At 71.7% G+C, this 26,282-nt stretch carries 27 protein-coding genes; 14 read left to right on the top strand and 13 right to left on the bottom strand.

Annotation, left to right across the window (positions count from 1 at the left end):
- Positions 1-204 precede the first annotated feature (204 nt).
- The 6 genes from OG462_RS19950 (at position 205) to OG462_RS19925 (ending at position 6,481) form a co-directional block, all read left to right on the top strand.
- Positions 205-1,002, top strand: a complete 798-nt coding sequence (locus OG462_RS19950; RefSeq protein WP_406059367.1) for a redox-sensing transcriptional repressor Rex — start codon at positions 205-207, stop codon at positions 1,000-1,002.
- Complete coding sequence (locus OG462_RS19945) at positions 999-2,354, top strand: glutamyl-tRNA reductase (RefSeq protein WP_406059365.1); 1,356 nt, start codon at positions 999-1,001, stop codon at positions 2,352-2,354. Before OG462_RS19950 ends, OG462_RS19945 begins: the two co-directional genes overlap by 4 nt.
- Entirely contained in the window at positions 2,351-3,337 is a 987-nt protein-coding gene (gene hemC / locus OG462_RS19940; RefSeq protein ID WP_406059363.1) for a hydroxymethylbilane synthase, read from the top strand. The genes OG462_RS19945 and hemC overlap by 4 nt, the downstream gene beginning before the upstream one ends.
- Positions 3,334-5,004, top strand: coding sequence for a uroporphyrinogen-III synthase (locus tag OG462_RS19935; RefSeq protein WP_406059361.1), 1,671 nt, complete (start codon positions 3,334-3,336; stop codon positions 5,002-5,004). The genes hemC and OG462_RS19935 overlap by 4 nt, the downstream gene beginning before the upstream one ends.
- Before the next feature lie 140 nt (positions 5,005-5,144).
- Positions 5,145-6,149: a porphobilinogen synthase gene (gene hemB, locus OG462_RS19930; protein WP_406059360.1), complete on the top strand. Its 1,005-nt coding sequence runs from the start codon at positions 5,145-5,147 to the stop codon at positions 6,147-6,149.
- A gap of 62 nt (positions 6,150-6,211) precedes the next feature.
- Positions 6,212-6,481, top strand: coding sequence for a DUF1876 domain-containing protein (locus tag OG462_RS19925; protein ID WP_406066623.1), 270 nt, complete (start codon positions 6,212-6,214; stop codon positions 6,479-6,481).
- 51 nt (positions 6,482-6,532) lie between these two features.
- Here OG462_RS19925 and argS read toward each other — a convergent pair whose 3' ends face one another.
- The gene (gene argS, locus OG462_RS19920) at positions 6,533-8,329 is read right to left on the bottom strand and encodes an arginine--tRNA ligase (RefSeq protein WP_406059358.1); all 1,797 of its coding nucleotides are present in this window, start codon (positions 8,327-8,329) and stop codon (positions 6,533-6,535) included.
- 195 nt (positions 8,330-8,524) lie between these two features.
- Between argS and lysS the strand changes: the two genes are divergently transcribed.
- Positions 8,525-10,249, top strand: coding sequence for a lysine--tRNA ligase (gene lysS, locus OG462_RS19915; protein WP_406059356.1), 1,725 nt, complete (start codon positions 8,525-8,527; stop codon positions 10,247-10,249).
- Positions 10,250-10,421: 172 nt separating this feature from the next.
- Here lysS and OG462_RS19910 read toward each other — a convergent pair whose 3' ends face one another.
- The 3 genes from OG462_RS19910 to OG462_RS19900 all read right to left on the bottom strand — a co-directional run bounded on the left by OG462_RS19910 (position 10,422) and on the right by OG462_RS19900 (position 13,616).
- Positions 10,422-11,657 carry a DUF2637 domain-containing protein gene (locus OG462_RS19910; RefSeq protein ID WP_406059354.1) on the bottom strand — a complete coding sequence of 412 codons (1,236 nt, stop codon included), beginning with the start codon at positions 11,655-11,657 and terminating at the stop codon, positions 10,422-10,424.
- A gap of 155 nt (positions 11,658-11,812) precedes the next feature.
- Positions 11,813-12,550: a DUF3558 domain-containing protein gene (locus OG462_RS19905; protein ID WP_406059352.1), complete on the bottom strand. Its 738-nt coding sequence runs from the start codon at positions 12,548-12,550 to the stop codon at positions 11,813-11,815.
- A gap of 130 nt (positions 12,551-12,680) precedes the next feature.
- Positions 12,681-13,616: a DUF3558 domain-containing protein gene (locus OG462_RS19900; RefSeq protein ID WP_406059351.1), complete on the bottom strand. Its 936-nt coding sequence runs from the start codon at positions 13,614-13,616 to the stop codon at positions 12,681-12,683.
- Between the two features lie 174 nt (positions 13,617-13,790).
- Here OG462_RS19900 and OG462_RS19895 point away from each other — a divergent pair, with 174 nt between their 5' ends.
- On the top strand, positions 13,791-14,984 hold the full coding sequence (locus OG462_RS19895; protein ID WP_406059349.1) for an RtcB family protein: 1,194 nt from the start codon (positions 13,791-13,793) through the stop codon (positions 14,982-14,984).
- Between the two features lie 70 nt (positions 14,985-15,054).
- Here OG462_RS19895 and OG462_RS19890 read toward each other — a convergent pair whose 3' ends face one another.
- The gene (locus OG462_RS19890) at positions 15,055-15,819 is read right to left on the bottom strand and encodes an SDR family NAD(P)-dependent oxidoreductase (RefSeq protein WP_406059347.1); all 765 of its coding nucleotides are present in this window, start codon (positions 15,817-15,819) and stop codon (positions 15,055-15,057) included.
- Between the two features lie 65 nt (positions 15,820-15,884).
- Entirely contained in the window at positions 15,885-16,220 is a 336-nt protein-coding gene (locus tag OG462_RS19885) for a YnfA family protein (protein ID WP_406059345.1), read from the bottom strand.
- Between the two features lie 76 nt (positions 16,221-16,296).
- On the opposite strand from OG462_RS19885, the gene OG462_RS19880 reads away from it, so the two are divergent.
- Entirely contained in the window at positions 16,297-16,779 is a 483-nt protein-coding gene (locus tag OG462_RS19880; RefSeq protein ID WP_406059343.1) for a hypothetical protein, read from the top strand.
- A gap of 30 nt (positions 16,780-16,809) precedes the next feature.
- Here the strand turns inward: OG462_RS19880 and OG462_RS19875 are convergent, their stop codons facing one another.
- A complete protein-coding gene (locus OG462_RS19875) occupies positions 16,810-18,261 on the bottom strand; it encodes an FAD-dependent monooxygenase (protein WP_406059342.1) in 1,452 nt (483 codons plus the stop codon).
- Between the two features lie 115 nt (positions 18,262-18,376).
- Here OG462_RS19875 and OG462_RS19870 point away from each other — a divergent pair, with 115 nt between their 5' ends.
- Positions 18,377-18,937 carry a TetR family transcriptional regulator gene (locus OG462_RS19870; protein WP_406059340.1) on the top strand — a complete coding sequence of 187 codons (561 nt, stop codon included), beginning with the start codon at positions 18,377-18,379 and terminating at the stop codon, positions 18,935-18,937.
- A gap of 55 nt (positions 18,938-18,992) precedes the next feature.
- Complete coding sequence (locus OG462_RS19865; protein WP_406059338.1) at positions 18,993-19,478, top strand: MarR family winged helix-turn-helix transcriptional regulator; 486 nt, start codon at positions 18,993-18,995, stop codon at positions 19,476-19,478.
- Between the two features lie 86 nt (positions 19,479-19,564).
- Here the strand turns inward: OG462_RS19865 and OG462_RS19860 are convergent, their stop codons facing one another.
- Positions 19,565-20,305 (bottom strand): Mut7-C RNAse domain-containing protein, encoded by a 741-nt coding sequence (locus OG462_RS19860; RefSeq protein ID WP_406059336.1) that lies wholly within the window; start codon positions 20,303-20,305, stop codon positions 19,565-19,567.
- A gap of 266 nt (positions 20,306-20,571) precedes the next feature.
- Positions 20,572-21,423, bottom strand: coding sequence for an NAD(P)H-binding protein (locus OG462_RS19855; protein ID WP_406059334.1), 852 nt, complete (start codon positions 21,421-21,423; stop codon positions 20,572-20,574).
- 123 nt (positions 21,424-21,546) lie between these two features.
- On the opposite strand from OG462_RS19855, the gene OG462_RS19850 reads away from it, so the two are divergent.
- Positions 21,547-21,996, top strand: coding sequence for a GNAT family N-acetyltransferase (locus OG462_RS19850; RefSeq protein WP_406059332.1), 450 nt, complete (start codon positions 21,547-21,549; stop codon positions 21,994-21,996).
- On the opposite strand, the gene OG462_RS19845 is transcribed toward OG462_RS19850, so the two are convergent.
- Complete coding sequence (locus tag OG462_RS19845; RefSeq protein WP_406059330.1) at positions 21,993-22,523, bottom strand: GNAT family N-acetyltransferase; 531 nt, start codon at positions 22,521-22,523, stop codon at positions 21,993-21,995. The genes OG462_RS19850 and OG462_RS19845 overlap by 4 nt on opposite strands.
- 14 nt (positions 22,524-22,537) lie before the next feature.
- Positions 22,538-23,506: a DUF6597 domain-containing transcriptional factor gene (locus OG462_RS19840; protein WP_406059328.1), complete on the bottom strand. Its 969-nt coding sequence runs from the start codon at positions 23,504-23,506 to the stop codon at positions 22,538-22,540.
- Between the two features lie 84 nt (positions 23,507-23,590).
- On the opposite strand from OG462_RS19840, the gene OG462_RS19835 reads away from it, so the two are divergent.
- Positions 23,591-24,193 (top strand): TIGR03086 family metal-binding protein, encoded by a 603-nt coding sequence (locus OG462_RS19835; protein WP_406059327.1) that lies wholly within the window; start codon positions 23,591-23,593, stop codon positions 24,191-24,193.
- A gap of 154 nt (positions 24,194-24,347) precedes the next feature.
- On the opposite strand, the gene OG462_RS19830 is transcribed toward OG462_RS19835, so the two are convergent.
- Positions 24,348-24,596 (bottom strand): hypothetical protein, encoded by a 249-nt coding sequence (locus tag OG462_RS19830; protein WP_406059326.1) that lies wholly within the window; start codon positions 24,594-24,596, stop codon positions 24,348-24,350.
- A 266-nt stretch (positions 24,597-24,862) separates the two neighbouring features.
- Here OG462_RS19830 and OG462_RS19825 point away from each other — a divergent pair, with 266 nt between their 5' ends.
- The gene (locus tag OG462_RS19825) at positions 24,863-25,738 is read left to right on the top strand and encodes an ABC transporter substrate-binding protein (protein WP_406059324.1); all 876 of its coding nucleotides are present in this window, start codon (positions 24,863-24,865) and stop codon (positions 25,736-25,738) included.
- A 106-nt stretch (positions 25,739-25,844) separates the two neighbouring features.
- Here OG462_RS19825 and OG462_RS19820 read toward each other — a convergent pair whose 3' ends face one another.
- Positions 25,845-26,264, bottom strand: coding sequence for a MerR family transcriptional regulator (locus OG462_RS19820; RefSeq protein ID WP_406059323.1), 420 nt, complete (start codon positions 26,262-26,264; stop codon positions 25,845-25,847).
- Positions 26,265-26,282: the final 18 nt, after the last annotated feature.

Here is a 26,282-nt window from a genome sequence, read left to right as displayed (position 1 = left end):
GTTTTGCCCCCTTCGGGTTCTCAACGCGCTGACACGCTGCGCGGTTCCGTGACGATACGAACCAGCCGCGTGACCCCGGTCACTTTGGCCGGACAAAACGGACACCATCTTTGTGCACGCGTTCACAAAGACATAGCCTGCATTCGACGGGGCGGTCTTGGGACATATGGCCGCCTGCAGCCCCGCTCATCCCGCAGGAGCACCGTGGCAACTGGCCGAACTCACCGACCGGCGACCCGTAGCCGAGGAATTCCCGAGGCCACCGTCGCCCGGCTTCCGCTGTATCTGCGCGCACTCACCGCGCTCTCGGAGCGCTCCGTACCCACGGTCTCCTCCGAAGAGCTCGCCGCCGCGGCGGGGGTCAACTCCGCGAAGCTGCGCAAGGACTTCAGCTACCTGGGTTCCTACGGCACCCGCGGGGTCGGCTACGACGTCGAGTACCTCGTCTACCAGATCTCCCGTGAGCTGGGGCTCACCCAGGACTGGCCGGTCGTCATCGTCGGCATCGGTAACCTCGGTGCCGCGCTCGCCGGCTACGGCGGCTTCGCCTCCCGCGGCTTCCGCGTCGCCGCGCTGATCGACGCCGACCCCGCCATGACCGGCAAGCCGGTCGCCGGGATCCCCGTCCAGCACAGCGACGAACTCGAGAAGATCATCGAGGAGGACGGCGTCTCCATCGGTGTCATCGCGACCCCGGCCGGCGTCGCCCAGCAGGTCTGCGACCGGCTCGTGGCCGCCGGAGTCACCTCCATCCTGAACTTCGCCCCGACCGTGCTCTCCGTGCCCGACGGCGTGGACGTACGCAAGGTCGACCTCTCGATCGAGCTGCAGATCCTCGCCTTCCACGAGCAGCGCAAGGCCGGCGAGGAGTCGAACGCCGAAGCCGACGCGGGCGCCGAGGCGGAGACCGCCGCGGCCGTCGCGCCGCCGGCCCCCCGTGGCACCACGGGCGGCAGCCGCAAGGGACCCGACGGGGACGTCCCCGCCGTGATGCCGGCATGAGCCTCCTCGTCGTCGGCCTCAGCCACCGCAGCGCCCCCGTCTCCATCCTGGAGCGGGCAGCGCTCGCGGCGGACACCCAGGCCAAGCTCCTCCAGGACACCCTCGCCGCCGAACCGGCCGCCGAGGGCACCGTCCTGGCCACCTGCAACCGCATCGAGCTCTACGCCGACGTGGACAAGTTCCACGCCGGTGTCGCCGAGCTGTCCACGCTGCTCGCGCAGCACAGCGGCGTCGGCCTGGACGAGCTCACCCCCTATCTCTACGTGCACTACGAGGACCGGGCCGTCCACCACCTCTTCTCGGTGGCCTGCGGGCTCGACTCGATGGTCGTCGGCGAGGGCCAGATCCTCGGCCAGATCAAGGACGCCCTCGCCCTCGGCCAGGAACTGCACACCGCCGGCCGCCTCCTCAACGACCTGTTCCAGCAGGCCCTGAGGGTCGGCAAGCGCGCCCACAGCGAGACCGGCATCGACCGGGCCGGGCAGTCGCTCGTGACCTTCGGCCTGGAGCAGCTCGCCGACGGGACCGACGTCGACACCTGGGCCAAGGGCAAGAAGGCGCTCGTCATCGGGGCCGGATCGATGTCCTCGCTCGCCGCCGCCACGCTCGCGCGTTCCGGCGTCTCCGAGATCGTCATCGCCAACCGCACCCTCGCCCGCGCCGAACGGCTCGCGCAGATCCTGAGCGAGCCCGGGGGCACAGGGGTGGCCGCACACGCGGTCGAGATGGTTGCCGTCGGCGACGAACTGACACGTGCCGACGTCGTCGTCTCCTGCACCGGCGCCACCGGACTCGTCCTCACCGGGGACGACATCGAGACCGCCGTCCAGGGCCGCCGCACCCCGCTCGCCCTGCTCGACCTCGCCATGCCCCGCGACATCGACGCCGCCGCCCACCGCATCCCCGGTGTCCGGCTCGTCGACATCGAGTCGCTGGCCGAGGCCTCCGCCGACGCGCCCATGGCCGCCGACGTCGACCAGGTACGCGGCATCGTCTCCGACGAGGTCGCCGCCTTCGGCGCCGCCCAGCGCGCCGCCCACATCACCCCCACCGTCGTCGCGCTGCGCACCATGGCCGCCGACGTGGTGGCCGGCGAGGTCGCCCGGCTCGAGGGCCGGCTGCCCGACCTCGACGACAAGCAGCGTGCCGAGATCACCCAGACCGTGCGCCGCGTGGTCGACAAGCTCCTGCACGCGCCGACCGTGCGGGTCAAGCAGCTGGCGAGCGAGCCCGGCGGTGCCGGGTACGCGGACGCGCTGCGGACACTCTTCGACCTCGACCCGGAGACGGTGGCTTCTGTCAGCCGGGCCGACCTGAATGACGCCGACGTCAAGAACCGAGGGCGAGTATGACCGAGAGGGCACTGAGGCTCGGGACCAGGCGCAGCAAGCTCGCCATGGCCCAGTCCGGGCACGTGGCCGACGCCGTCCGGCGGCTGACCGGCCGGCCCGTCGAGCTCGTGGAGATCACGACGTACGGGGACACCTCCCGGGAGCACCTCGCGCAGATCGGCGGCACCGGCGTCTTCGTCGCCGCCCTGCGTGACGCGCTGCTCGCGGACGAGGTGGACTTCGCCGTCCATTCCCTGAAGGACCTGCCGACCGCGCAGCACCCCGATCTGGTGCTGGCCGCGATCCCGGAGCGCGAGGACCCGCGCGACGTGCTGATCGCCCGCGACGGTCTGACGCTGGACCGGCTGCCCAAGGGCGCCCGGGTCGGCACCGGTTCGCCGCGGCGCATGGCCCAGCTCCACGCGTACGCGCGCAATCACGGCCTGGAGATCACCTGTGTCCCGATCCGGGGCAACATCGACACCCGGGTCGGCTACGTACGCAGCGGGGAACTGGACGCGGTGGTTCTCGCCGCGGCCGGCCTCAACCGCATCGGCGGTACGGAGGAGCTCACCGGCTCCCTGTCGCTCGACCACCTGTCGGTCGACTCCGTCCTGCCCGCCCCCGGCCAGGGGGCACTGGCGATCGAGTGCCTGGCGTCGAACGCCGAACTCGTCGCCGCGCTCTCCGAGCTCGACGACCCGCTCACCCGGGCCGCCGTGACCGCAGAGCGATCCCTGCTCGCCGCCCTGGAGGCCGGCTGCTCCGCACCTGTGGGTGCGCTGGCCGACCTGCTGGCCGACGACCCCGGTCACGGGCAGGTTGTCACCGAAATGCGCCTGCGCGGCGTCGTCGGCACCACCGACGGCTCGACGCTGGTGCAGCTGTCCACCACCGGACCCGTACCCACCTCGCACGACGAGGCCATGGCGCTCGGACGCGAACTCGCGGACGAGATGCTCGCCAAGGGTGCGGCCGGTCTTATGGGGGAGCGAGCACTTTGAACCCCACCAGCCCGACCACCAGCCCGCTGTCCCCGGCCTTTGCGGGCCATGGACACGTCACATTCCTCGGCGCAGGCCCGGGTGACCCCGGACTCCTGACCCTCAGGGCCGTGGAGGCCCTCGCCGGAGCGGATGTCCTGATCGCCGAGCCGGAGGTGCTCGAGGTCGTTCGCGGCCACGCGCGCGCGGGGGTGAGCACGCCGGAGCTGACGATTGTTGACGAGGCGTCAACAACCGCCGGTGTCCCCGTGTTGAGGGATGCGGCCAATCTTGTCATGGAGGCCGCGAGGGGCGGCAGGCGGGTCGTCCGTGCGGTGACCGGCGACCCCGGCCTCGACGGGAACGCGGGAGCCGAGATGCTCGCCTGCGCCGCCGAGGGCATCCCCTTCGAGGTCGTCCCCGGCGTGGCCACGGCCGTCGGCGTACCCGCGTACGCCGGTGTCCCGCTCCGCGACGCCCAGGGCACCGACGTCCGCTTCGTCGACGCCCGCACCGCCGACGAGCGGTGCTGGACCGAGGTCGGCGCCTCCGACGGCACCGTCGTCGTGTCCGCCTCGCTCGACTCGGTGGCCGCGGCCGCCGGTGAACTGGTGGCGGCAGGCCGTAAGCCGGACACCCCGCTCACCGTCACCATCGCGGGCACCACCACCCGGCAGCGGACCTGGAACGCGACGCTCGGCACGATCGCCCAGGTCTTCAAGCAGGGCAAGGTCCTCCCCTCGCCCGAGGGCCACCGGCCGGTCATAGCCGTGGTCGGCGAGCGCAGCGCTCCGGCGCAGCGGGACCAGCTGTCGTGGTTCGAGTCGAAGCCGCTCTTCGGCTGGCGGGTGCTCGTGCCGCGCACCAAGGAGCAGTCCGCGTCACTCTCCGACCAGCTGCGTTCCTACGGCGCGGTGCCGCACGAGGTGCCGACCATCGCCGTCGAGCCGCCGCGCACGCCGCAGCAGATGGAGCGGGCGGTCAAGGGCCTGGTCACCGGGCGCTACGAGTGGATCGCCTTCACCTCGGTCAACGCGGTCAAGGCGGTGCGGGAGAAGTTCGAGGAGTACGGGCTCGACGCGCGTGCCTTCGCCGGGATCAAGGTCGCGGCGGTGGGCGAGCAGACGGCCGCCGCGCTGATCGACTTCGGCGTGAAGCCGGATCTGGTGCCGAGCGGTGAGCAGTCCGCGGCCGGTCTGCTGGAGGACTGGCCGCCGTACGACCCGGTCTTCGACCCGATCGACCGTGTCTTCCTGCCGCGGGCCGACATCGCGACGGAGACGCTGGTCGCGGGGCTCATCGAGCTCGGGTGGGAGGTCGACGACGTCACCGCCTACCGGACCGTACGGGCTTCGCCGCCGCCGGCGGACACGCGGGAGGCGATCAAGGGCGGCGGGTTCGACGCCGTGCTCTTCACGTCGTCGTCGACGGTGCGGAACCTGGTGGGCATCGCCGGGAAGCCGCACAACGTGACCGTCATCGCGTGTATCGGTCCCGCTACGGCCAAGACGGCCGAGGAGCATGGGCTGCGGGTGGACGTGCTGTCGCCCGAGCCGTCGGTCCACAAGCTCGCCGAGGCGCTGGCGGACTTCGGTCTGCGGCGGCGGGAGGCCGCGGTGGAGGCGGGGGATCCTGTTACCCGGCCCAGTGAGCGGCGACCTGGCGCGCGGCGACGGCGGACCACGTAGTCGGTTCGGTCGGTGCTTTCGGGGCGGGGCCTTTTCATGGGCCCCGCCCCTTTCGCTGTTCCCGCAACGGGGTGCGCGCCTGTGGCGAGGCAACATCGTGTCGGTAAAACCACTGTTTGTGCGGGCGTAGCCTCGGGGCTATGAACTCGTACGGATCCTTTCCCGGGGCGCGGCCGCGGCGGCTGCGGACGACGCCCGCCATGCGGCGGATGGTGGCCGAGACGCGGCTGCATCCCGCCGATCTGATCCTCCCCGCGTTCGTGCGCGAGGGGATCACCGAGCCCGTGCCGATCCAGGCCATGCCCGGGGTCGTCCAGCACACCCGCGACACCCTGCGGAAGGCCGCGGCCGAGGCGCTGGAGGCAGGGGTCTCCGGGATCATGCTCTTCGGCGTGCCCGAGGACGCGAAGAAGGACGCCGCCGGTACGGCGGGCACCGACCCCGACGGGATCCTCCAGCTCGCGATCCGCGATGTGAAGGCCGAGGTCGGTGACGAGCTCGTCATCATGTCGGACCTCTGTCTCGACGAATACACCGACCACGGCCACTGCGGGGTCCTCGACGCCGACGGCCGCGTCGACAACGACGCCACGCTGGAACGTTACGCCGAGATGGCGCAGGTCCAGGCCGACGCCGGCGTCCACGTCGTCGGCCCCTCCGGGATGATGGACGGCCAGGTCGGCGTCGTCCGTGACGCCCTGGACACCATCGGCAAGGAGGACGTGTCGATCCTCGCGTACACCGCGAAGTACTCCTCCGCCTTCTACGGCCCGTTCCGTGAGGCCGTCGGCTCCTCCCTGCGGGGCGACCGCAAGACCTACCAGCAGGACCCCGCCAACCTGCGGGAGTCCCTGCGCGAGCTCGCCCTCGACCTGGAGGAGGGCGCCGACATGGTGATGGTGAAGCCGGCGGGGCCGTATCTCGACGTGCTCGCGAAGGTCGCCGAGTCCGTGGACGTGCCCGTCGCCGCGTACCAGATCAGCGGTGAGTACGCGATGGTCGAGGCCGCCGCCGAGAAGGGCTGGATCGACCGCGACAGGGCGATCCTGGAGACCCTGACCGGCATCCGGCGCGCCGGGGCGCAGATGATCCTGACCTACTGGGCCACCGAGGTCGCCCAGAACCTGGGGTCGGCTCGCCACTGAAGGCCGTCCGGCGCACCCTGGAGAGGTAGCCGGCAGGTACCTCGCTGGAGGTGGTCCTCATGATGAACACGCTTGTCGGATGGCATGTGGAGATGGAGTTCCAGGAGGAAGGCGACCGGACGCGGGCGGCGGCCATGGTCCGGCTCACGGACGGTACCGAGTTCCGGGCCCACGGAACTGCCAACCGGCACCCCTCCGACCCGGACCAGCTGAGGGTGGGCGAGGAGATCGCCGGCGCACGCGCGCTGATGGACCTCGCCTCCCAGCTGCTCCAGAAGGCCCACACGGAGATCGACGAGGTGTCGGGCCGGACCTCGCACACCATCCGTTGACGACGAAGCCCCCGGCACGGTGTTCCGTACCGGGGGCTTCGCTTCGGGACCTCAGAGACGCTCGGGCGTCCTGATGCTCAGGAGCGCCATGCCCTGGTGCAGGGTGCGGGCGGTCAGCTCGGACAGGAAGAGGCGGTTCTCCGCGACCTCCTGCGTCGGCGCGGGCTTGATGACGGGGCACTCCGAGTAGAACGTCGTGTACAGCGACGCCAGCTGGTACAGGTACGCGGCCAGCTTGTGCGGGGCGTACTCCGCGGCGGCCTCGGCGATCACCTCGCCGAACTGGTCCAGGTGCAGGCCGAGCGCGCGCTCGGCCGGGGCCAGCTCCAGCTCCGGGTGGGCGAGCGGCTTGCGGTCGCCGGCCTTTCCGAAGATCGACTTGATGCGCGCGTACGCGTACTGCAGGTACACCGAGGTGTCGCCGTTGAGCGAGACCATCTGGTCCAGGTCGAACTTGTAGTCGCGCGCGGCGGACGTCGACAGGTCGGCGTACTTGACCGCGCCGATGCCCACGTACTGGCCGTTCTCGACGATCTCCGACTCGGTCAGGAGCGGCTTCCCGGTCTTCTCGCGGAAGTCCTCCTCCTTCTCGCGCACGACCGACGTGGCGCGGTCGACGGCCTCGTCCAGCAGGTCCACGAGCCTGACCGTCTCGCCCTCACGGGTCTTGAACGGCTTGCCGTCCTTGCCGAGGACCGTGCCGAAGGCCAGCTGGACGGCCTTGACGTCCTCGTTCAGCCAGCCGGCCCGGCGGGCCGTCTCGAAGACCATCTTGAAGTGGAGCGACTGGCGGGCGTCGACCACGTACAGCAGGGTCGTCGCCTTCAGGTTCCGGACCCGGTCGCGGATCGCGGACAGGTCCGTCGCCGCGTAGCCGAAGCCGCCGTCGGACTTCTGGACGATGAGCGGGGTCGGGTTGCCGTCCGGGCCCTTCACGTCGTCGAAGAAGACGCACAGCGCGCCCTCGGAGCGGACGGCGACGCCCGACTCCTCGAGGATGCGGCAGGTCTCCACCAGCATGTCGTTGTAGCCGGACTCGCCGACGACGTCGCCGTCGCGGATGTCCATGTCGAGCTTGTCGAAGACCGAGTAGAAGTAGATCTTCGACTCGTCGACGAACCGCTGCCAGAGCGCGAGCGTCTCCTCGTCACCGGCCTGCAGGTCCACCACGCGGGCGCGGGCCCGCGTCTTGAACGCCTCGTCGGAGTCGAAGAGCGCGCGCGAGGCCTTGTAGAGCCGGTTCAGGTTCGACATGGCCTCCTCACCGGAGATCTCGGCGCCGTCCTCGGCCTTGTGGTCCAGCTCGTGCGGGTGCTCGATCAGGAACTGGATGAGCATGCCGAACTGGGTGCCCCAGTCGCCGATGTGGTGGCGGCGGACCACGCTCTCGCCGGTGAACTCCAGGATCTCGACCATCGCGGCGCCGATCACGGCGGAGCGGAGGTGTCCGACGTGCATCTCCTTCGCCACGTTCGGCTGGGCGTAGTCGATGACCGTCGTGCCGGCCGACTCGTTGAACGGCACGCCGAGCCGGGCGTCGGTGGCGCGGGCCGCGAGGGTCCGCACGATCGCCGCGTCCGTGACCGTGATGTTCAGGAAGCCGGGGCCCGACACCTCGATCTCCTGGAGGACGTCGTTCTCCGGGATCGCGGCGACGACCTGGGTCGCCAGCTCACGCGGGTTGCCCTTGAGCTGCTTGGCCAGCGCCAGGATGCCGTTGGCCTGGAAGTCGGCCCGGTCGCTTCGTCGCAGCAGCGGGTCGGCGGACGCGGCGTCCGGCAGGGCTGCCGAGAGGCCGTCCGCGAGGCGCTGCTGCACGGTCGAAGCGAGGGAAGGGACCGAGGCCATGAGCTTCCGTTCCTGTTGAGTTCGGTGATTTCGGTGGGTCTTAATCGCTTGTCAAGTGTCCCATGGGAGCGCAACGTGATTTCCCCGCCTGTGGACAACCCCGGAGAGTGCTCTTCCGTCTGGGAGAATGGCTCACGTAGGGCTAGTCAGGCAGAACCCCTCAGGCAGAACCCCAGGAAGAAGGACGTACCGACCGTGGCTCAGAGCAGCACCGAGACCGACTGGGTCTCCCGTTTCGCGGACGAGGTCATCGCCGAGTCGGAGCGACGTGCGCCTGGCAAACCGGTCGTCGTCGCGTCCGGTCTCTCCCCGTCCGGCCCGATCCACCTGGGCAACCTCCGCGAGGTCATGACCCCGCACCTGGTCGCCGACGAGATCCGCCGCCGCGGGCACGAGGTCAGGCACCTGATCTCCTGGGACGACTACGACCGCTACCGCAAGGTGCCGAACGGCATCGAGGGCATCGACGCGTCCTGGGCCGAGCACATCGGCAAGCCGCTGACCTCGGTTCCGGCCCCCGCCGGCTCGCCGCACCCGAACTGGGCCGAGCACTTCAAGGCCGCCATGGTGGAGGCGCTTGCCGAGCTGGGCGTCGAGTACGACCCGATCAGCCAGACCGAGCAGTACACCGCGGGCACCTACCGCGAGCAGGTCCTGCACGCCATGAAGCACCGCGGCGACATCGACGGCATCCTCGACCAGTACCGGACGAAGAAGGCGCCGAAGAAGCAGTCGCAGAAGCCGGTCGACGAGGCCGAGCTGGAGGCCGAGGAGGGCTCCGGCGCGGCGAGCGAGGACGACGGCTCCAGCGGCTCCTCGGGCTACTTCCCGTACAAGCCGTACTGCGGGCAGTGCGAGAAGGACCTGACCACGGTCACCTCGTACGACGACGAGACGACCGAGCTGGCCTACACCTGCACGAACTGCGGCTTCGCCGAGACCGTGAAGCTGAGCGAGTTCAACCGCGGCAAGCTGGTCTGGAAGGTCGACTGGCCGATGCGCTGGGCGTACGAGGGCGTCATCTTCGAGCCCTCCGGCGTCGACCACTCCTCGCCGGGCTCGTCGTTCGTCGTCGGCGGCCAGATCGTCCGCGAGATCTTCGACGGCGTCCAGCCGATCGGCCCGATGTACGCCTTCGTCGGCATCAGCGGCATGGCCAAGATGTCCTCCTCGCGCGGTGGCGTCCCGACCGCCGCCGACGCGCTGAAGATCATGGAAGCGCCGCTGCTGCGCTGGCTGTACGCGCGCCGCCGCCCCAACCAGTCCTTCAAGATCGCCTTCGACCAGGAGATCCAGCGGCTCTACGACGAGTGGGACAAGCTGGAGGCCAAGGTTGCCGACGGCAGCGTGCTGCCCGCCGACGCCGCCGCCCACTCCCGCGCCGCCCGCACGGCCGCCCGTGAGCTTCCGCGCACCCCGCGCCCGCTCCCGTACCGCACGCTCGCCTCGGTCATGGACATCACCGCCGGCCACGACGAGCAGACCCTGCGGATCCTGACCGAGCTCGACCCCGAGAACCCGGTCACCTCCCTCGACGAGGTCCGGCCGCGGCTCGATCGCGCCGAGAACTGGATCACCAGCCAGGTCCCGGCCGACCAGCGCACCATCGTCCGTGAGGAGCCCGACGCCGAGCTCCTCGGCTCCCTGGACGACGAGGGCCGCGAGTCGCTCCGCCTGCTCCTGGAGGGCCTCGACAGCCACTGGTCGCTCGACGGGCTCACCACGCTCGTCTACGGCGTCCCGAAGATCATGGCCGGTCTCGACCCGGAGGCCAAGCCGACGCCTGAGCTGAAGCTCGCGCAGCGCGCGTTCTTCGCCCTGCTCTACAAGCTCCTCGTCAGCCGGGAGACCGGGCCGCGGCTGCCCACGCTGCTGCTCGCCGTGGGCGCGGACCGGGTGAGGAAGCTGCTCGGCGCGTGAGCCGAGTACGCGAGCTGAGCATGTGAGCTGAGTGCGTGAAAGGGCCGCCACCCGGATGCCGGGTGGCGGCCCTTTCACGTACTCCCGTGTCTCACGTACTCCCGTGTCTCACGTACTCCCGTGTCTCACGTACTCCCGTGTCTCACGTACTCCCGTGCGGGTCCCTCGCGGGTCAGGGGGTGCGGTACTCGTGCATGTTCTGCTGGATCTGCTGCTGGACCTCGGGGATCATCCGGTGGAGCAGCTCGGGGTTGCGGAGCTGCTCGACGCCGTAGTGATCGGCCACCAGCCGTTCGAGCTCCTGGGTCTCCGGGAAGCGGTCGTTCTCCACGGCGTACGCCCAGGTCTGCTTGTAGACGACCTCGCGGAGCTCCTCGACCTCCTGCGGCTCCGGCTGCTCCTCGACGTACTCGGGGTACTCGACGAACTCCTCCGGTCCCGACGGGGGAACATCCTCCGGGCCGAGCGGAACCGGCACCGGGATCGGCTCCAGGCCGTCGACGATCTGGGGGTTGTACGAGCCCTGGTAGCCGTCCGGGCGCGCCTGACCCGCGAACCAGGGGCTCCCATCGGGACCCTCCGGCGCATCGGGAAGCGGCTGCTGCGCGGGCGCGAGCTGCACGGGTTGGGGCTGCTGGGCCGGCTGAAGCTGCTGAGCCGGCTGAAGCGGCTGGGGCTGCTGCGGCAGCAGGGGCGAGGTGCCCTGCGGCTGCGGGGGCAGGACGGCCGGTTCGATGCCGGCTGCCGCGAGGCCCGCCGCCGCCGTCTCCGCCAGCGGTACCCCGTACCGCGCGAGACGCAGCGGCATCAGTGCCTCCACCGGCGCCTTGCGGCGCCAGCTCCGGCCGTATCGGGCCTGGAGACGCGCCTGGTAGATCAGCCGCTCCTGCTCCAGCTTGATGACCTGCTCGTACGAGCGGAGCTCCCAGAGCTTCATCCGGCGCCACAGCCGGAACGTCGGCACCGGGGAGAGCAGCCAGCGGGTCAGCCGGACGCCCTCCATGTGCTTGTCCGCCGTGATGTCCGCGATCCGGCCCACCGCGTGCCGCGCGGCCTCGACGGCCACGACGAACAGGATCGGGATCACCGCGTGCATCCCGACGCCCAGCGGGTCGGGCCAGGCGGCCGCGCCGTTGAACGCGATCGTCGCCGCCGTCAGTACCCAGGCGGTCTGCCGCAGCAGCGGGAAGGGGATCCGCAGCCAGGTCAGGAGCAGGTCGAGGGCGAGCAGCACACAGATGCCCGCGTCGATGCCGATCGGGAAGAAGTACGAGAAGGTGCCGAAGCCCTTCTGTACGGCGAGCTCGCGCACGGCGGCGTACGAACCCGCGAAACCGATCCCCGCGATGATCAGCGCACCGGCGATGACGAGGCCGATGAGTATCCGGTGTGTGCGTGTCAGCTGCATCGCGGCCACCCGCGATCCCCTCCCCGTCATTCGACATCTCGCGCGCACAGAGTGGCACATGCGCACGAAGCCCGGCCCTCGGGGGAGGGCCGGGCTCCGCGCCGACGTGCCACTCTGCGCTGGTTTGTGACTAGTTGTCGGGAGTCACTACGCGCTTACTTGTTGGCGGCGGCGACCGCGGCCACGGCTTCCCCGGCCGCCTTCACCGCGCCCTCCAGCACCGTCTTCCCGCTCGGGGTCGCCGCGCCCGCGTACCCGGCGCCGTTGTACGAGAGCAGCACCAGCACGTTGCCCGTACGGGCAACGATCGCGCCGTAGACGAAGTCCTCGCCGGTCTTCCGCAGCTCGTACGAGACCGACTTCGCCTCGTCGCCGACGCCCGTGGCCGTCCTGGTGCGGAGCTCCTTGGCGCCCGGGGTCTCCTCGATCTTGGCGAGCTCCTTCGCGAGGTTCTCCTGCGCGCGCTCCTGGCCGCTGCCGAGGGCGGCGTCCGACTCGTAGCGGTAGAAGGACACGTCGAGCCAGCGGTACTGCGAGCCCTTCACGCCCTTGTCGTCGAGACCGTTCCACGAGCAGCCGCTACGGCTGCCGAGGTCGCTGGAGGCGGCCGGCGTGCCGTTCTTCGTCTTCGCCTTGGGCACGAGCGAGGACACCGTCTTGGCGGCGATCGCCTTGCAGGCCTCCGGCAGCTTCGCGAACTTCGCCGGCTCGACCGTCTTCGTCGTCTGCGAGGGCGAGGGGGTGGCGGACGTCGACGCGGCCGCCTTGTCCTTCGATCCCGTCGCGCCGGAGCCGCTGTCGCCGGAGTCCGAGGAGCAGCCGGCGACGACGAGCATCACCGGGACGGCGGCGCAGGCGAGTATGCGGGTGAGTCGCGGGGCTGTTCGCTGCATGGTTCCTTCAGTCGCTTGTCGTACGGTCCGGCCGGTGGTCCGGCGGCCACGGGTACGGCCACGGCGTGGGGCCACGGGTACGCCGACACGTTACGTGGTGTCCCTCCGCTCACGGAGCGGGTGCGGACGGCTACTCCTCCAGCCGTTCGGCGAGCAGCCGGGCCAGATTCCGGGCCTTTTCCTGCAGCTCCTGGCTGTCGGGGGCCTCGGCGGAGCCGACGGTCTGCTCCTGGTAGGAGACGGTCACGATGACGTTGGATGTGCGGAACACCACGCTGACGGCGCGCTGATGGCCGTTCGCGCCGACCGTGCTGAGGGCGTCGTCGAGGTACGCGATGTCCCCGAGGCCGTCCAGGAGGCGCGGTTCGAGGCCGGTGGGGGAGGGGCCGGAGGGAGTGCCCCCGGAGGGGGTGGCTCCGGAGGCGGGGGCGGTGGCGCCCGTCAGGGGCTTGCCCGAGGGGGCGTTGCCCGCCGTCGTGGCGGGCGGCGGGGTCGTGCCCGAGGGCCCGCCGCTCGCCGTGGGGGTGCCCGGGGCTGCCGGCGTGGTCGTGGCCGCGGGCGGGGTGGTCGTGGGCGGGGCGGTCGGGGGCAGCGGGATGCCCGCGGCGAGCTGCTTGCGGACGTACACCTCCTGCGCCCGGTCGGCGTCGCTGACGGCGGTGTCGTACGAGACCACCCGTTCGATGTCGAGGACGAGCCGGTGCGAGATGTCCGGGGTGTCGGCCTTCCACGTGCAGCCGACGCGACGGTCGGTGTCGTACGTCACGGCGGCGACGCCGCGGTACGCCGTGTCGCGCTCGGGGTCGGGCAGGGCGGTGGCGCCCGGGAGCAGGTCCTTGAGCGTGGCCTGGGGGACGGCGCCGCAGGGCTCGAAGAGCGTGCGGTAGCGGCCCGGGGGCGCGACGGCCGCGGCGGGGCCGGCCTTGGCGTCGACGGGGATGTCGTCGGCCGGGGTGCCGGCCGAGCATCCGGTGACGCCGATTCCGAGGCCGAGGCCGAGTGTGAGGACGACGGCGGTGCGAGCCGCGGACCCGGTGCGGCCGGGGGTGTACCTCTTTCGCTGCACGGTCCCAGGCTCCCTTATCCCGAAGTCTTTCCCGAAAACTGTTTGCCGCGCGAACCCGGCCGATGGACACAATGTCTATCGCACACGCAGCCGTTGATGCCGGTCCGCTGTCACCTGTACGGGCTTTGGCTCCGGTTTTTGCGTTATCAGACTTTTCGGGGGAATCGAGGAAGTATGTCGTACGTAGAGGTACCTGGGGCGAAAGTACCCATCAGGATGTGGGCCGACCCCGCCACGGTGGAGGGCGGTGCCATGCAGCAGCTGCAGAACGTCGCGACGCTGCCGTGGATCAAGGGCCTCGCCGTGATGCCCGATGTGCACTACGGCAAGGGCGCGACGGTCGGCTCGGTGATCGCGATGCAGGGGGCGGTCTGTCCGGCCGCGGTCGGGGTGGACATCGGCTGCGGCATGTCGGCGGTCAAGTCCTCGCTGACGGCGAACGACCTTCCGGGCGACCTGTCGAGGCTCCGGTCGAAGATCGAGCAGGCCATTCCGGTGGGCCGGGGGCTGCACCGGTCGGAGGTGGACCCGGGGCGGCTCTACCAGTTCCCGACGTCGGGGTGGGACGACTTCTGGTCGCGCTTCGACGGGGTCGCGGACTCCGTCAAGTTCCGTCACGAGCGGGCGCGGCAGCAGATGGGAACCCTCGGCGGCGGCAACCACTTCATCGAGTTCTGTCTCGACGAGTCGGGCGCGGTCTGGCTGATGCTGCACTCCGGGTCGCGGAACATCGGCAAGGAGCTCGCCGAGCACCACATCGGCGAGGCGCAGAAGCTCCCGCACAACCAGGGGATCGTCGACCGTGACCTGGCGGTGTTCGTCGCGGAGACCCCGCAGATGGCGGCCTACCGGAACGACCTGTTCTGGGCGCAGGAGTACGCGAAGTACAACCGCGCGATCATGATGGCGCTGTTCCAGGAGGTCGTCCGCCGGGAGTTCCGCAAGGCGCGGGTGTCCTTCGACCAGGTGATCTCCTGCCACCACAACTACGTGGCGGAGGAGCAGTACGAGGGCATGGACCTGCTGGTCACGCGGAAGGGCGCGATCCGGGCCGGCTCCGGGGAGTTCGGGATCATCCCGGGCTCGATGGGCACCGGCTCGTACATCGTGAAGGGCCTGGGCAACGCGGCGTCGTTCAACTCGGCCTCGCACGGCGCGGGCCGGAAGATGAGCCGGAGCGCGGCGAAGCGGCGCTTCTCGACGCAGGACCTGGAGGAGCAGACACGGGGTGTGGAGTGCCGTAAGGACTCCGGCGTCGTGGACGAGATCCCGGGCGCGTACAAGTCGATCGAGAAGGTCATCGATCAGCAGCGGGACCTGGTGGAGGTCGTCGCCAAGCTGAAGCAGGTCATCTGTGTGAAGGGATGAGCCGCTCCTTCACGGGGGTGCGAGCGAGAGCGAGAGGGGCCGGTGCGGTGCGCCGGCCCCTTCCGTGTGCTCAGAGCTCGCGGTGGACCTTGGTGTTGGAAGCCTGGGCGCGGGGGCGGACGACGAGCAGGTCGATGTTGACGTGCGGGGGGCGGGTGCAGGCCCAGGTGATGGTGTCGGCGACGTCGTCCGCCGTCAGGGGCTCGGCCACGCCGGCGTAGACCTTGGCGGCCTTGTCGGTGTCGCCGCGGAAGCGGGTGGTGGCGAACTCGTCCGTCTTGACCATGCCGGGGGCGATCTCGATGACGCGGACCGGGGTTCCGACGATCTCCAGGCGGAGGGTCTCGGCGATGACGCGGGCGCCGTTCTTGGCGGCGACGTAGCCGGCGCCGCCCTCGTAGGTGGAGTGGCCGGCGGTCGAGGAGAGGACGACGACCGTGCCGTCGCCGCTCGCGGTGAGGGCCGGGAGCAGCGCCTGGGTCACGTTCAGCGTGCCGATGACGTTGACCTCGTACATCTGGCGCCAGTCGGCCGGGTCGCCGGTGGCGACGGGGTCGGCGCCGAGCGCGCCGCCGGCGTTGTTGACCAGCACGGCGAGGCTCTGGAACGCGGTGGCGAACTCGTCGACGGCGGCGCGGTCGGTGACGTCGAGGGCGTAGGCGGCGGCCTGGTGGCCGGCCTCGTTGATCTCTGCGGCCAGGTCCTCGATGCGGTCCTTGCGCCGGGCCGTGAGGACCACGCGGTAGCCGGCGGCGGCCAGCTGCCTGGCCGTGGCGGCGCCGATTCCGCTGCTCGCTCCGGTGATGACGGCGATGGGGGTACCGGGGGCAGTCATGACGTGGTGCTCCTCGCGCAGGTGGTCGATTACGTCGATCGCCCGGCCAGGATAGGCGGCGCCGGTCAGCGGCCTCGCGGGGCGTACATGATCACGGCCATGCCCGCGAGGCAGACCAGTGCGCCGATGACGTCCCAGCGGTCGGGCCGGTAGCCGTCGGCCGCCATGCCCCAGGCGATGGACCCGGCGACGAACACTCCGCCGTAGGCGGCGAGGACGCGGCCGAACTCGGCGTCGGGCTGGAGGGTGGCGACGAAGCCGTAGATGCCGAGGGCGAGGACTCCGCCGCCGATCCAGATCCAGCCGCGGTGCTCGCGGACGCCTTGCCAGACGAGCCAGGCGCCGCCGATCTCGAAGAGCGCGGCGAGTGCGAAGAGGGCGATGGAGCGGACGGTGAGCATGAGGGGCAGCCTGCCATGGGACACGCTGACTGATGGGTTGTCAGAAGATCGGATGATCTGTGGGTATTTTGGGCCTATGCGTGGATTGCGGAAGGCTGTGCTCGGGGTCGCTCTCGCGGCCACGGTGGTGATGGGCGCGGGCGCGAGTGCCGGCGCCGTGGGGCCGGTGGTCGGGCCCGAGGCGGATCTGGCCCATCACGGTCATGTCTCCCTCTGGGACGGGCGGGTCGGCGTCTGGCTGGTCAGCGAGAACTTCGGTCCCACCGATCTCTCCCAGGCGACGGTCCGGCTCGCCTTCTCGGTGCCGATGGCGGGTGGCCAGGAACTGCCGGAGGCCTGTCTGTGGAGCAGCGACCGGGTGGTCTCCTGCCGGACGGGCGAGCTGCCGGCCACGGGTGGCGTCGGTGAGCTGGCGCTCGACCTGCGGACGGCGGGCCTTCCGGACGAGCTGACCGTGGACATCACCACGGCCTGGCGGGACGGGGTGACCGACCGGAATCCGCGGAACGACCGGCACCGGGTTCTGGTGCTCGCCACCGGCGATCCGTATGTCTTCTGACGCTGCCCGAGGCAGGGTGACGGGCCGGCCTCAGCCGTTCGTCCAGTGGACGTAGCCGTCGGGGCGGACCAGTACCGCGGTCCTTCGTGTCGGGTCCGTCCAAGTGGCTCGTACCAGGCGCTCGGGGGAGACCGGGGCGGTGTCGGGCAGGCCCGTGGGCCTGCCCTCCGGGGTGATGAGGACGAACTCGCCCGCGCGCAGCAGCTCGTAGAGACGGCCTTCGCGCAGGCGTAGGTCGGGGGCGCGGCGGCCGGCGGGGCGCTTGGAGCCGGTCGGGGGTGCGTACGCGATACCGAGTCCGCTGATCATGCCCATGGCGCGGGCGGAGGCGGGCCGTACCGCGCTCAGGAGGCGGGTGGCGAGGGAGCGGGCGGCGCGGGTGAGCGGGGTGTGGGCCATCGCGAGACGCACGAGCGCGCCGCTGGTGCGCAGCACGGTGGCACCGACGGGGTGGCGCTCGGACTGGTAGCTGTCGAGGAGGGCTTCGGGGGCTGGTGCGTCGCCGCGCAGGACGGCGGCGAGCTTCCAGGAGAGGTTGGCGGCGTCCTGGAGGCCGGTGTTCATGCCCTGGCCGCCGGCGGGGGAGTGGACGTGGGCGGCGTCGCCGGCGAGGAAGACCAGGCCCACGCGGTACGAGGGGGCCTGGCGCTCGTCGCTGTGGAAGCGGGAGATCCAGCGGGGGTCGTGCATGCCGAGGTCGGTGCCGAGGGCGCGGCGGACGATCTCGCGGACCTCGTCCAGGTCGACGGGCTCGGTGTCGGCGACCTGGCGGGTGCGGCTCCAGCCCATCACCCGGTACCAGCCGTCGCCGAAGGGGGCGAGGAAGGCGAAGGTGTCGTCGGAGCCGGTGACGCTGAACGAGTCGGCGGGCTTCTCCGTGAGGCGGACGTCGGCGAGGACGAGGGAGCGGATCACGGAGCCGCCGGGGAACGGCAGGCCCAGGGCGGTGCGGACCGCGCTGCGGACGCCGTCCGTGCCGACCAGGTGGCGGGCGGTGAGGGTGAGCGGGGCTCCGTCGCAGTCGGCGAACTCCGCCGTCACCTTGTCGGCGTCCTGGCGCAGTCCGCGCAGTTCCGTCCCGTACCGGAAGGTGACCCCGGCGGTCACCGCCCGGCGCTCCAGGAGGCGCTCGACCTCGTACTGAGGGGTGACGAGCAGATGGTTGAAGCGGCTGGGCAGCCGGGTGAGGTCGAGGTCCAGGCGGCCGAAGAGCCGTGCGCTGCCGAGGGTCGTGCCGGTGGCCACGAGCTCGTCCGCGAGGCCGCGGGCGTCGAGCTGCTCCAGGGTGCGGGCGTGGACGCCGAAGGCGCGGGTCATGTTGGCCAGGCCGTGCGGGCGGCGCTCGACGAGGGTGACGTCGATACCGGCGGAGGCGAGGTCGCCGGCGAGGAGCAGACCGGTCGGGCCGGCGCCGATGACGAGAACCTGGGTGTCCGTCGGTTCTGTGGTGGCCGTGATCTTCGGTGTCTCCGGGGTGCTCATGGCTGCCTCCAGGGTGCCCACGACTGTTTGCCAACAGGTGTTGGTCAACGCTTGTTGGCAACTGTGGGGGCGGCTCGGATGGAATGTCAACGCCCGTTGGCCTACAGTTGTTGATATGACGACCGCCCGCCGTTCCGACGTCACCAGAGCCGCCATCCTGGAGGCCGCCCGCGAGCGCTTCGCCTCCGACGGATACGACCGCGCCACCATCCGGGCCATCGCCCGTGACGCCGGGATCGATCCGTCGATGGTCATGCGCTACTACGGCAACAAGGAGGGCCTGTTCGCCGCCGCCTCGGAGATCGAGTTGAGCCTGCCCGAGCTGGGCGGCCTGCCCGCTCGGCACATCGGGGCCGTCCTGGTCACCCACTTCCTGGAGCGCTGGGAGCGGGACGACGTCCTCACCGGACTCCTGCGGGTGGGGGTCACCAACGCGGCCGGGGCCGAACGGATGCAGGCGATCTTCGCCGAGCAGCTCGGGCCCGTCACCCGGGGCGTCTGCCCCGATCCTGCCGAGGCCCCGCAGCGGGCGGCGCTCGTCGCCTCCCAGATCCTCGGTATGGCGCTCACCCGCTATGTGCTGCGGCTGCCGCCGGCCGTCGAGATGTCGACCGACGAGATCGTGGCCTGGCTGGGCCCGACCGTGCAGCGCTATCTGACGGCCGAGGCGCCCTGAGGGCAGCTGCGGTGCGGGCCGGGGCGGGGCGGTGTCTGGTTCGTACAATCTCTGCATGACGCAGAAGAGTTCAGCCCGGCGTGAGGCGCTCATGACCGAGCTGTACGGGGAGGCCCGCCGCTACATGGCGGCGTACGCCCTGTTCAACCAGGCCGTCGCCGACCACCTGGGGCTCCACCCGACCGATGTGCAGTGCCTGAACCTGCTCAGTCTGGAGGAGGGGCCGGTGACCACCGGGCGGGTCGCCGAGCTGACCGGGCTCACCACGGGCTCCGCGACCCGGCTCGTCGACCGCCTCGAACGATCCGGATACGTGACGCGCGAACGGGACACCGAGGACCGGCGCCGGGTCCTGGTCGCCCTCGTGCCCGAGCGGATCGCCGAACTCGGCGCGCTGTGGCGCAAGCTCAACGGGACCTGGGGCACGATGTTCGACGTCTACAGCGACGCCGAGGTCGCCCTGCTCATCGCCCATATGCGGCGCACCGTCGAGGTCAGCGTCGTCCAGATCGAGCGGCTGCGCGGCGGCGACCTGGACTGAGCCGGACCGACCTGGATCGACCTGGACGGACCGGGGCCGGGCGAGGCCGCGCGGGGCTGCCGTCGGCGGTGGGGCAGGGTGGTGCGTCAGCCGGTGGTCGCGCCGCCGAACTCGCTCACCGCCTCGGAAACGATCGCCTCCAGACGGGCATGGTGGGCGCCGCGCCAGTAGACCCGGCCGCACTCCACGCACTCGGCGAACACGTCGTACGACTTCTCCGTGCCCTGCTCCAGCCGCTCGCGCACCGCGTCCTTGTCGGCGTCGCTCAGCCGCCCGTTGCACGCCGTGCACCGCGTCCAGGGCGCGAGCGGCGGCGCGAAGCGCTCAAGGACGTCCCGGAGCTGGTCGTCCGGGCGGTCGCTGTAGATGTAGGCCCCCGCCCACAGTTCACGGCGGCGCAGCAGGCCGCGGTCCCGCGAGAGCATGACGCGCCGCTCGCGCGCGGAGAGCGTGGCCAGGGCGGGGTCGCCGATGTCCTCGCTCTGGTAGGCCGCGTCCACCCCGAGCAGCCGCAGCCGCCGGGCCAGCGTGCCGAGGTGCACGTCGAGCAGGAACCTGAGGGGCGCGCCCGGTGGCACCGGCTGCGGGCGGGCGACGCCCTCCACCTCGACGGTCTCGCCCGCCGCGGGGACGTGCGAGGCGTCGACGGGCCGACCGTCGACCAGCAGACGGCCGGCCTCGGTGAGCGGCACGCCGAGCGACTCCACGACGTGGCCGAGCGAGGAGGCGCCGTCGGTGGTCACGGGTGTCCTGCCCGAGCGGCGGTCCGCCGACACGAAGAGCCCCAGGCCGGGGGCGAAGCTGATGTGGATCTCCGGTCCGTTCACGGGGACAGGATCGCACCGGGGCGGGACGGGCGGCCAGGGAATTCGTCCTCGGTGAGGTGAGGTGAGGTGAGGTGAGGTGAGGTGAGGTGAGGTGAGGTGAGGCGAGGCGAGGTGAGGTGAGGTGAGGCGAGGCAGGGCGGGTTGGAGGGCTGGGGGCTGGGGCTGGGCTGGGTGGGGCCGAGGCGGGGTCTGCGTGGGCGGCCGGGTTGCTCGGCTGCCCGGAAGGTGGGCTCGTCCGCTCGTCCGCTCGTCCGCTCGTCCGCTCGTCAGGGGCGGAAGGCCTCCTCGTGGTCGGCGACCCAGGTGGCGAAGGTGCGGGCCGGGTGGCCGGTCAGTTCCTCGACCGTGCGGGTCAGCGGTGCCGGACGGCCGTCGTGCGAGGCCCAGTAGGAGAGCAGGGCGTCGGCGAAGGTCTCCGGCATGAAGCCGGCGACCGACTCCTTCCACTCCTCGGGGGCCACGACGGTGTGGGGCGCGGGCCGGCCCGTCACCTCGGCGAGTATCGCCAGCTGCTCGACGAAGGTCAGCGACTCGGGGCCCGTCAGGAGGTACGAGGAACCGCGCAGCCGGGGCTCGGTGAGCACCGCGAAGGCCGCCTCGGCGACATCACGCTCATGGATCGGATCGCCGTACGTGTGCGGGTGGGGCAGGGCGGGTCCCCGCCCGCCCCGGAGCGCCCAGGCCCACTGCAGGGTGTTGGTGGCGAAGGCGCCCGGCTGGAGGTGGGTGGCCTCGAAAGCGCCGGTGTCCGCGGCGGCGGAGAGGGCGCGCTCGGCCGCGAGGTGGGAGGAGGCGATCGGGTTCTCGGCGGCGTCCGGGGCGAGGACGGAGCTGGACGAGAGGAGGACGACGTGCTCGACGCCGGCGGCGCGGGCGCGCTCGGCGAAAGCCTCGGCCTGGGTGGCCTCGGCGTACAGGAAGACGGAGTCGACGCCGGTCAGTGCGGTGTCGAAGGTGGTCGGGTCGGTGAGATCGCAGCGCACGGTCCCGACCCCGGGCGGTGGGGAGAGGTCCGTGGGGTTCTTGGAGGCGGCTTTCGCCTTGATGCCGGCGGTCCCGAGAAGGTCGAGCAGGGTGGAGGCGACACGGCCGCGGCTGCCGGTGACGAGAACGGTCATGAGGGTTCCTTCCAGGAGCGAGCGCTCATCTCTTCGTGACACATCATCTGCGTCACGCAGATAAATATCCAAGGTCGTGCCGTCCGCGTCAACCCGGATAAAACCCTGAGGTACGGTCCCGGCATGAAGATCATCGACCTTGAGCCCGGCGACCCCCGGCTGGAGAACGACCTCCTGCCCGTCCTCTCCGAACTCCGCCCCCACCTCACCCCGGAGCTCTTCCGCGAGGTGTACGAGACCGGGCACCCCCAGGGGCTGCGCTTCAGCGCCGCCTACTCGGACGAGGGCCGCTGCGTCGGCGCGGCCGGCTGGCGGATCGTCATCAACACCAGCTCCCTCCGCAAGCTCTACGTCGACGACCTCGTGACCGCCGCCTCCACCCGCTCCACCGGGGTCGGCCACGCGCTGATCGCCCACCTGGAGGACCACGCCCGCGCCGCCGGCTGTCACGAGCTCAACCTGGACTCCGGCACCCACCGCACCGGAGCCCACCGCTTCTACCTGCGCGAGCGCTTCGACATCGTGGCCTTCCACTTCACCCGGCCGCTCACCGCGCCGGACGAGGCCTCCTAGGCCGGCTTCTCCAGGTCGAGGCGCCAGTCGTTGCAGCGCATCGGGCGCCCCGGCGGGTACTCGAAGTCCCGCTCGCCGAGCAGCTCGAACCCCGCCTTGCGGCACACCGCGTTCGACGCGGCATTGTCCGTCGACGGGAATGCGTGCAGAAAGCGGTGGAGGCCCGCGATCCGGGCCTCCTCGGCCACCGCCCGCGTGGCGGCCGTCGCCACGCCCCGGCCCTGGAAGCCCGGCAGCACGGCCCACCCGGTCTCGTACACCGGCTCGCCGTCCCCGGTCCGCTCCCAGAAACCGATGCTGCCCACCACGGCCTCCTCCGGCAGCAGCACGATCCGGAACATGCGCCCCGCGCCCGGTTCGTCGGCGCTCAGGTCCACGTACTTCCGGTGGCGTCGGGCGAGCTGCTCCTCCGTCTCCGGGCCGCCGAGGTGCTCCGTCGACTCCGGTGCGTTCAGGGCGCGCAGCAGGCCGGAGTCGTCCTCGGACCAGGCTTCGAGCCGTATGGGTGAAGTGGTGTCGGTGTCCATGTCCGTACGTTAGGTCAGGGCGCTGACAGTCCCCGGGCGTACGCCGTCGGCGGCACCCCGATCGTCGCCGTGAAGTCCCGTACGAGATGGGCCTGGTCGCTGTAGCCCAGTTCCGCCGCGAGGGCCGCCCAGTCCGGGCCGCCCGCCGCCCCCGCGGCCTCGGCGCGTTCCAGGGCCTCGTGGATGCGGTAGCGCAGGATCACCCACTTCGGGCCGACGCCCACGTGGGTCGCGAAGAGGCGCTGGAGCGAGCGCGCCGACAGGCCTGTCGCCGCGACCAGTCGGGACACCTTGCGGACGGTGCGGTCCCCCCGGATCAGGTCCACCAGCTCCATGGCCTGGTCGGCGGCCGGATCGGCGGTGGGGCCGTGGGCCAGCAGGAAGGCGTCGAGTGCCGCAACGCGCGCGTGGTCGGTGTCGGGGGAGAGGACGGCGGACAGCAGCTCGGCGTCCGCGCCCGCGTGGCCGGCGCCTCTCTCCGCGTCCGCGCCCGCGTGGCAGGCGCCCGCGCCGGCGCCTGCCTCCGCGCCCGCGCCCGCCGCCTTGCTCCCGCCGGCCTCAGTGCCCGTCTCCGGGAACACCTCGGTCAGGGGGACCCTGCGGCCCGTCCAGGTCGACACCGGCCACGCGGGCGCGAAGGGGCGGAAGCCACCCGGGCGGAACTGCACCCCGCAGACCCGGCCCGCCTCCGTCAGCTTCTGGGTGAACAGGCCGAGCCCGATCCCGGAGACCTCCGCGGACGCGCGCACCTCCGCCGCCGGGGCGCCGAGGGCCCCGTACTGCTGGAAGACGATGTTCATCGACGGGTGCGGGACGACGTGGGTCGCGTACGGCTCCGGCAGCTCCCAGTCGATCAGCCAGTAGTGCTCCAGGTAGGACCGCAGCTCCGGCGCCGGGGTGTGGCGGCGGAAGCGGACGCGGGCGAGCAGTTCGGAGGGGTCGACGATGCCCCGGGTGTCCCTGCGAGGCGCGGAGTCGGACATGCTCCGATGCTAGGTCGGCACGCGATTCCGCCCTGGCGTGTTTCTTCAAGACGGGGGTGGGCAGCCTCCCCTAGCCTCGCCCCCATGACGAACGAGGACACGACCCGCATCGGTGCCCCGCCCCGCATCGGTGACCTGCTCCGTAGCGTCGCCGCGCAGACGACGCCCCTGGTCAGGGGCATCGCCGACGCCTCGCTCGGCGCGCCCACGCCCTGCGGCGAGTACGACGTGCGCGCCCTGCTGAACCATCTCTTCGGCGTCGTCGTGAACTTCCAGGCCCTGGCCGCCAAGGAGCCGGCCGACTTCTCCCACCTGCCCGACCGGGTCGCCGAGACCGACTGGCGGGACCGCTTCGAGGCCGAGACCGGGAAGCTGATCGAGGCCTGGTCGGCGCCCGGTGCCGAGGAGGGCACGACCGGGGGCATGGGACTGCCGGCGCGGACCGTCGGCTCCATGGTGCTGCTCGACCTGACCGTGCACGCCTGGGACCTGGCCCAGGCCACCGGGCGGAGCTTCGCGCCCGACCCGGTGGTGGTCGAGGGGCTCGTCGAGGAGGTGGAGCGGATGGCGCCCATGGCCCGGAAGATGGGCGTCTTCGGGGACGCCGTCGACCTGCCCGGCGACGCCACCGTCTTCGAGCGGCTGCTCGCGACGACGGGCCGCGATCCGCGCGCCCGGGAGGCCTGAGAACCGGGAGGCCCGGGCCCGGGAGGCCTGAGACCGCGAGGCCTGGGCCTGGGAGGCCTGAGGCTCGGGAGGCCTGAGACCGGAGCCCTGAGAACCGGGGGCCCGAGGCCCGGGTCTTTCGCGTCTTCCGCGCAGGCGCCGGGAGAGGAGCCGCTCAGCGCAGACGGCCCGCAGAGCCCAGGGAGAGCCGCGAGACGACCTGGCCGAAGGCGTGCTCCTCCGCGGGCGTCAGCGTTATCGACTCCTGCGGATGCCAGACCCGCTCCAGCGGGGCGCGCGCCCGGTCGCGGCGATCACGGGCGCGGTCGCGCAGGCCGAGCGACAGCCACACCACCGCCGAGACGGCGAGCAGGCCGAAGAGCGTGATCACACGGGGGTCCGAGAACTGGCCGGGCAAGGACATGACTCACTCCAGGGCGTGAGGGCCGCCCGTACGCTGCGCGCCCCGGCAGGTGGGGCGGGCACGAGGGCGCCGACGATTCCTACTGCTTCCTCCCGACCTGTTCAGTTAACACCAACCTGGGGGACTTTCGGCAGGGGGGCCGGGACCTTGGTCCCGGCCCCCCTGCCCCGGTGGCACGTGCGACCGACAGGCCCTCTTGTGCGGGCCGGGGAACCGCTCCAAGGTGCTCGGAAGAGGCACATTTCCGGCCGGGGAGGAGCAGCCGTATGTCCGGGGCACAGGCTTGGGGATTCACGGACGACAGGGGTACGGAGCTGGGGGCGGACCGAGTGCCGCGCCGGGTGATCGCGTATGTGCGGGCCGGGGCGGCTCTGTGCGACCTGGGCGTGACGCCGGTCGCCGTGTACGGCTCCGGGCACGACGGCGAGGTCCTCGACCCGGCGAAGGAGGGTGGGCTGACGGCGGCCGCGGTGACGTACCTCGGACCGGGCAGGGTCCTGGACGAGGGGCTGCTGAGGGAGCTGCGGCCGGACGTGATCGTCGACGTGACCTACGACGGGAAGAGCCCCTACGCGCTCGACGAGGCCGTCGCCGAACGGCTCGGGGTGCCGCTCGTCGCCCTCTCCGTCGGCAACGAGCTCACCCTGCCGGCCATTCTCGATCGCTTCGGCGCGCTGGCGGTCAGCCTGGGGGCCGCCCCGGACGCACCGGCCGCCCCCGCCGCACCGGACGCCGAGACGCCCGCCGTGGCCTCCTCGGCCGACCTCCGGGCCGCCGAGGACGCGCTCCGGGACGTCGCCGCCCGGACCGGGCTTGCCGTGCTCGCTCTCTCCGGGGCCGGTCCCGACCAGGTGCATCTGGCCCGGCCGCTCGCCTGGCCCGAGCTGGCGAGGCTCGCCGAGCTCGGCGTCCGGCTCGTCGACCCTGGCCCCGGGCCCGGGGCGAACTGGCTCACCGGGGACTGGGACCGTGCCGCCGAACTCCGTCCCGGCCTGGTCCTCTTCGACAGCCGGGCCCACGCCACGGCACCGGACGAGGCCCTGTCCGGCGTCCGGTTCACGCCGTGGAATCCCGAGACCCCGCCCAGCCCGGCCGCCTACGCGCGCTTCTTCCGCGCGCTGGCCGAGGCGCTCGGGGCCTGAACTCAAGCCGAGCCGTCGGCCTGACTCAAGCCGGGCCGTCGGTCAGGCCGAAGCCGGGCCGTCGGTCAAGCCGGGCCGTCGGTCAGGCCCGACGTCAGGCTGTCGGTCAGGCCGGGGTCGCCGTGAGGCGGGTGCGGCGGAGCGAGTCGGCGAACTCCTCCGCGCGGGAGAGCTGGGTCCGCAGCTCGGCGACCCGCTCCGCGGCGGCCTGCTCGTAGCCGCGGACGCGGGCCACGAGCGCGGCCCGTTCGTCCGGGTCGAGCTCCGTGTCCGTGCCCGCGCGCTCGGCGGCCAGCCGGTCCACGGCCGTGAGGAGTTCGCGGGTCTCGTCGAGGGTGAAGCCGAGCGGCTTCATCCGGCGGACCACCATCAGCCGGGACACGTCCGCGTCCGTGTAGAGGGGGAAGCCGCCCGGCGAGGCCGCGGACGGGACGACCAGGCCACTGTCCTCGTACTGCCGGATCGTGCGCAGGGACAGTTCGGTCCGTGCGGCGACCTCGCCGATCTGCATGGGCTCGCCGGCCATACGTACTCCTCGTACTCC

Source organism: Streptomyces sp. NBC_01077 (assembly GCF_045162855.1).
Classification (GTDB): domain Bacteria; phylum Actinomycetota; class Actinomycetes; order Streptomycetales; family Streptomycetaceae; genus Streptomyces.
The sequence above is the reverse complement of the archived record's forward strand: the minus strand, read 5'-3'. Positions and strand labels throughout refer to the sequence as shown.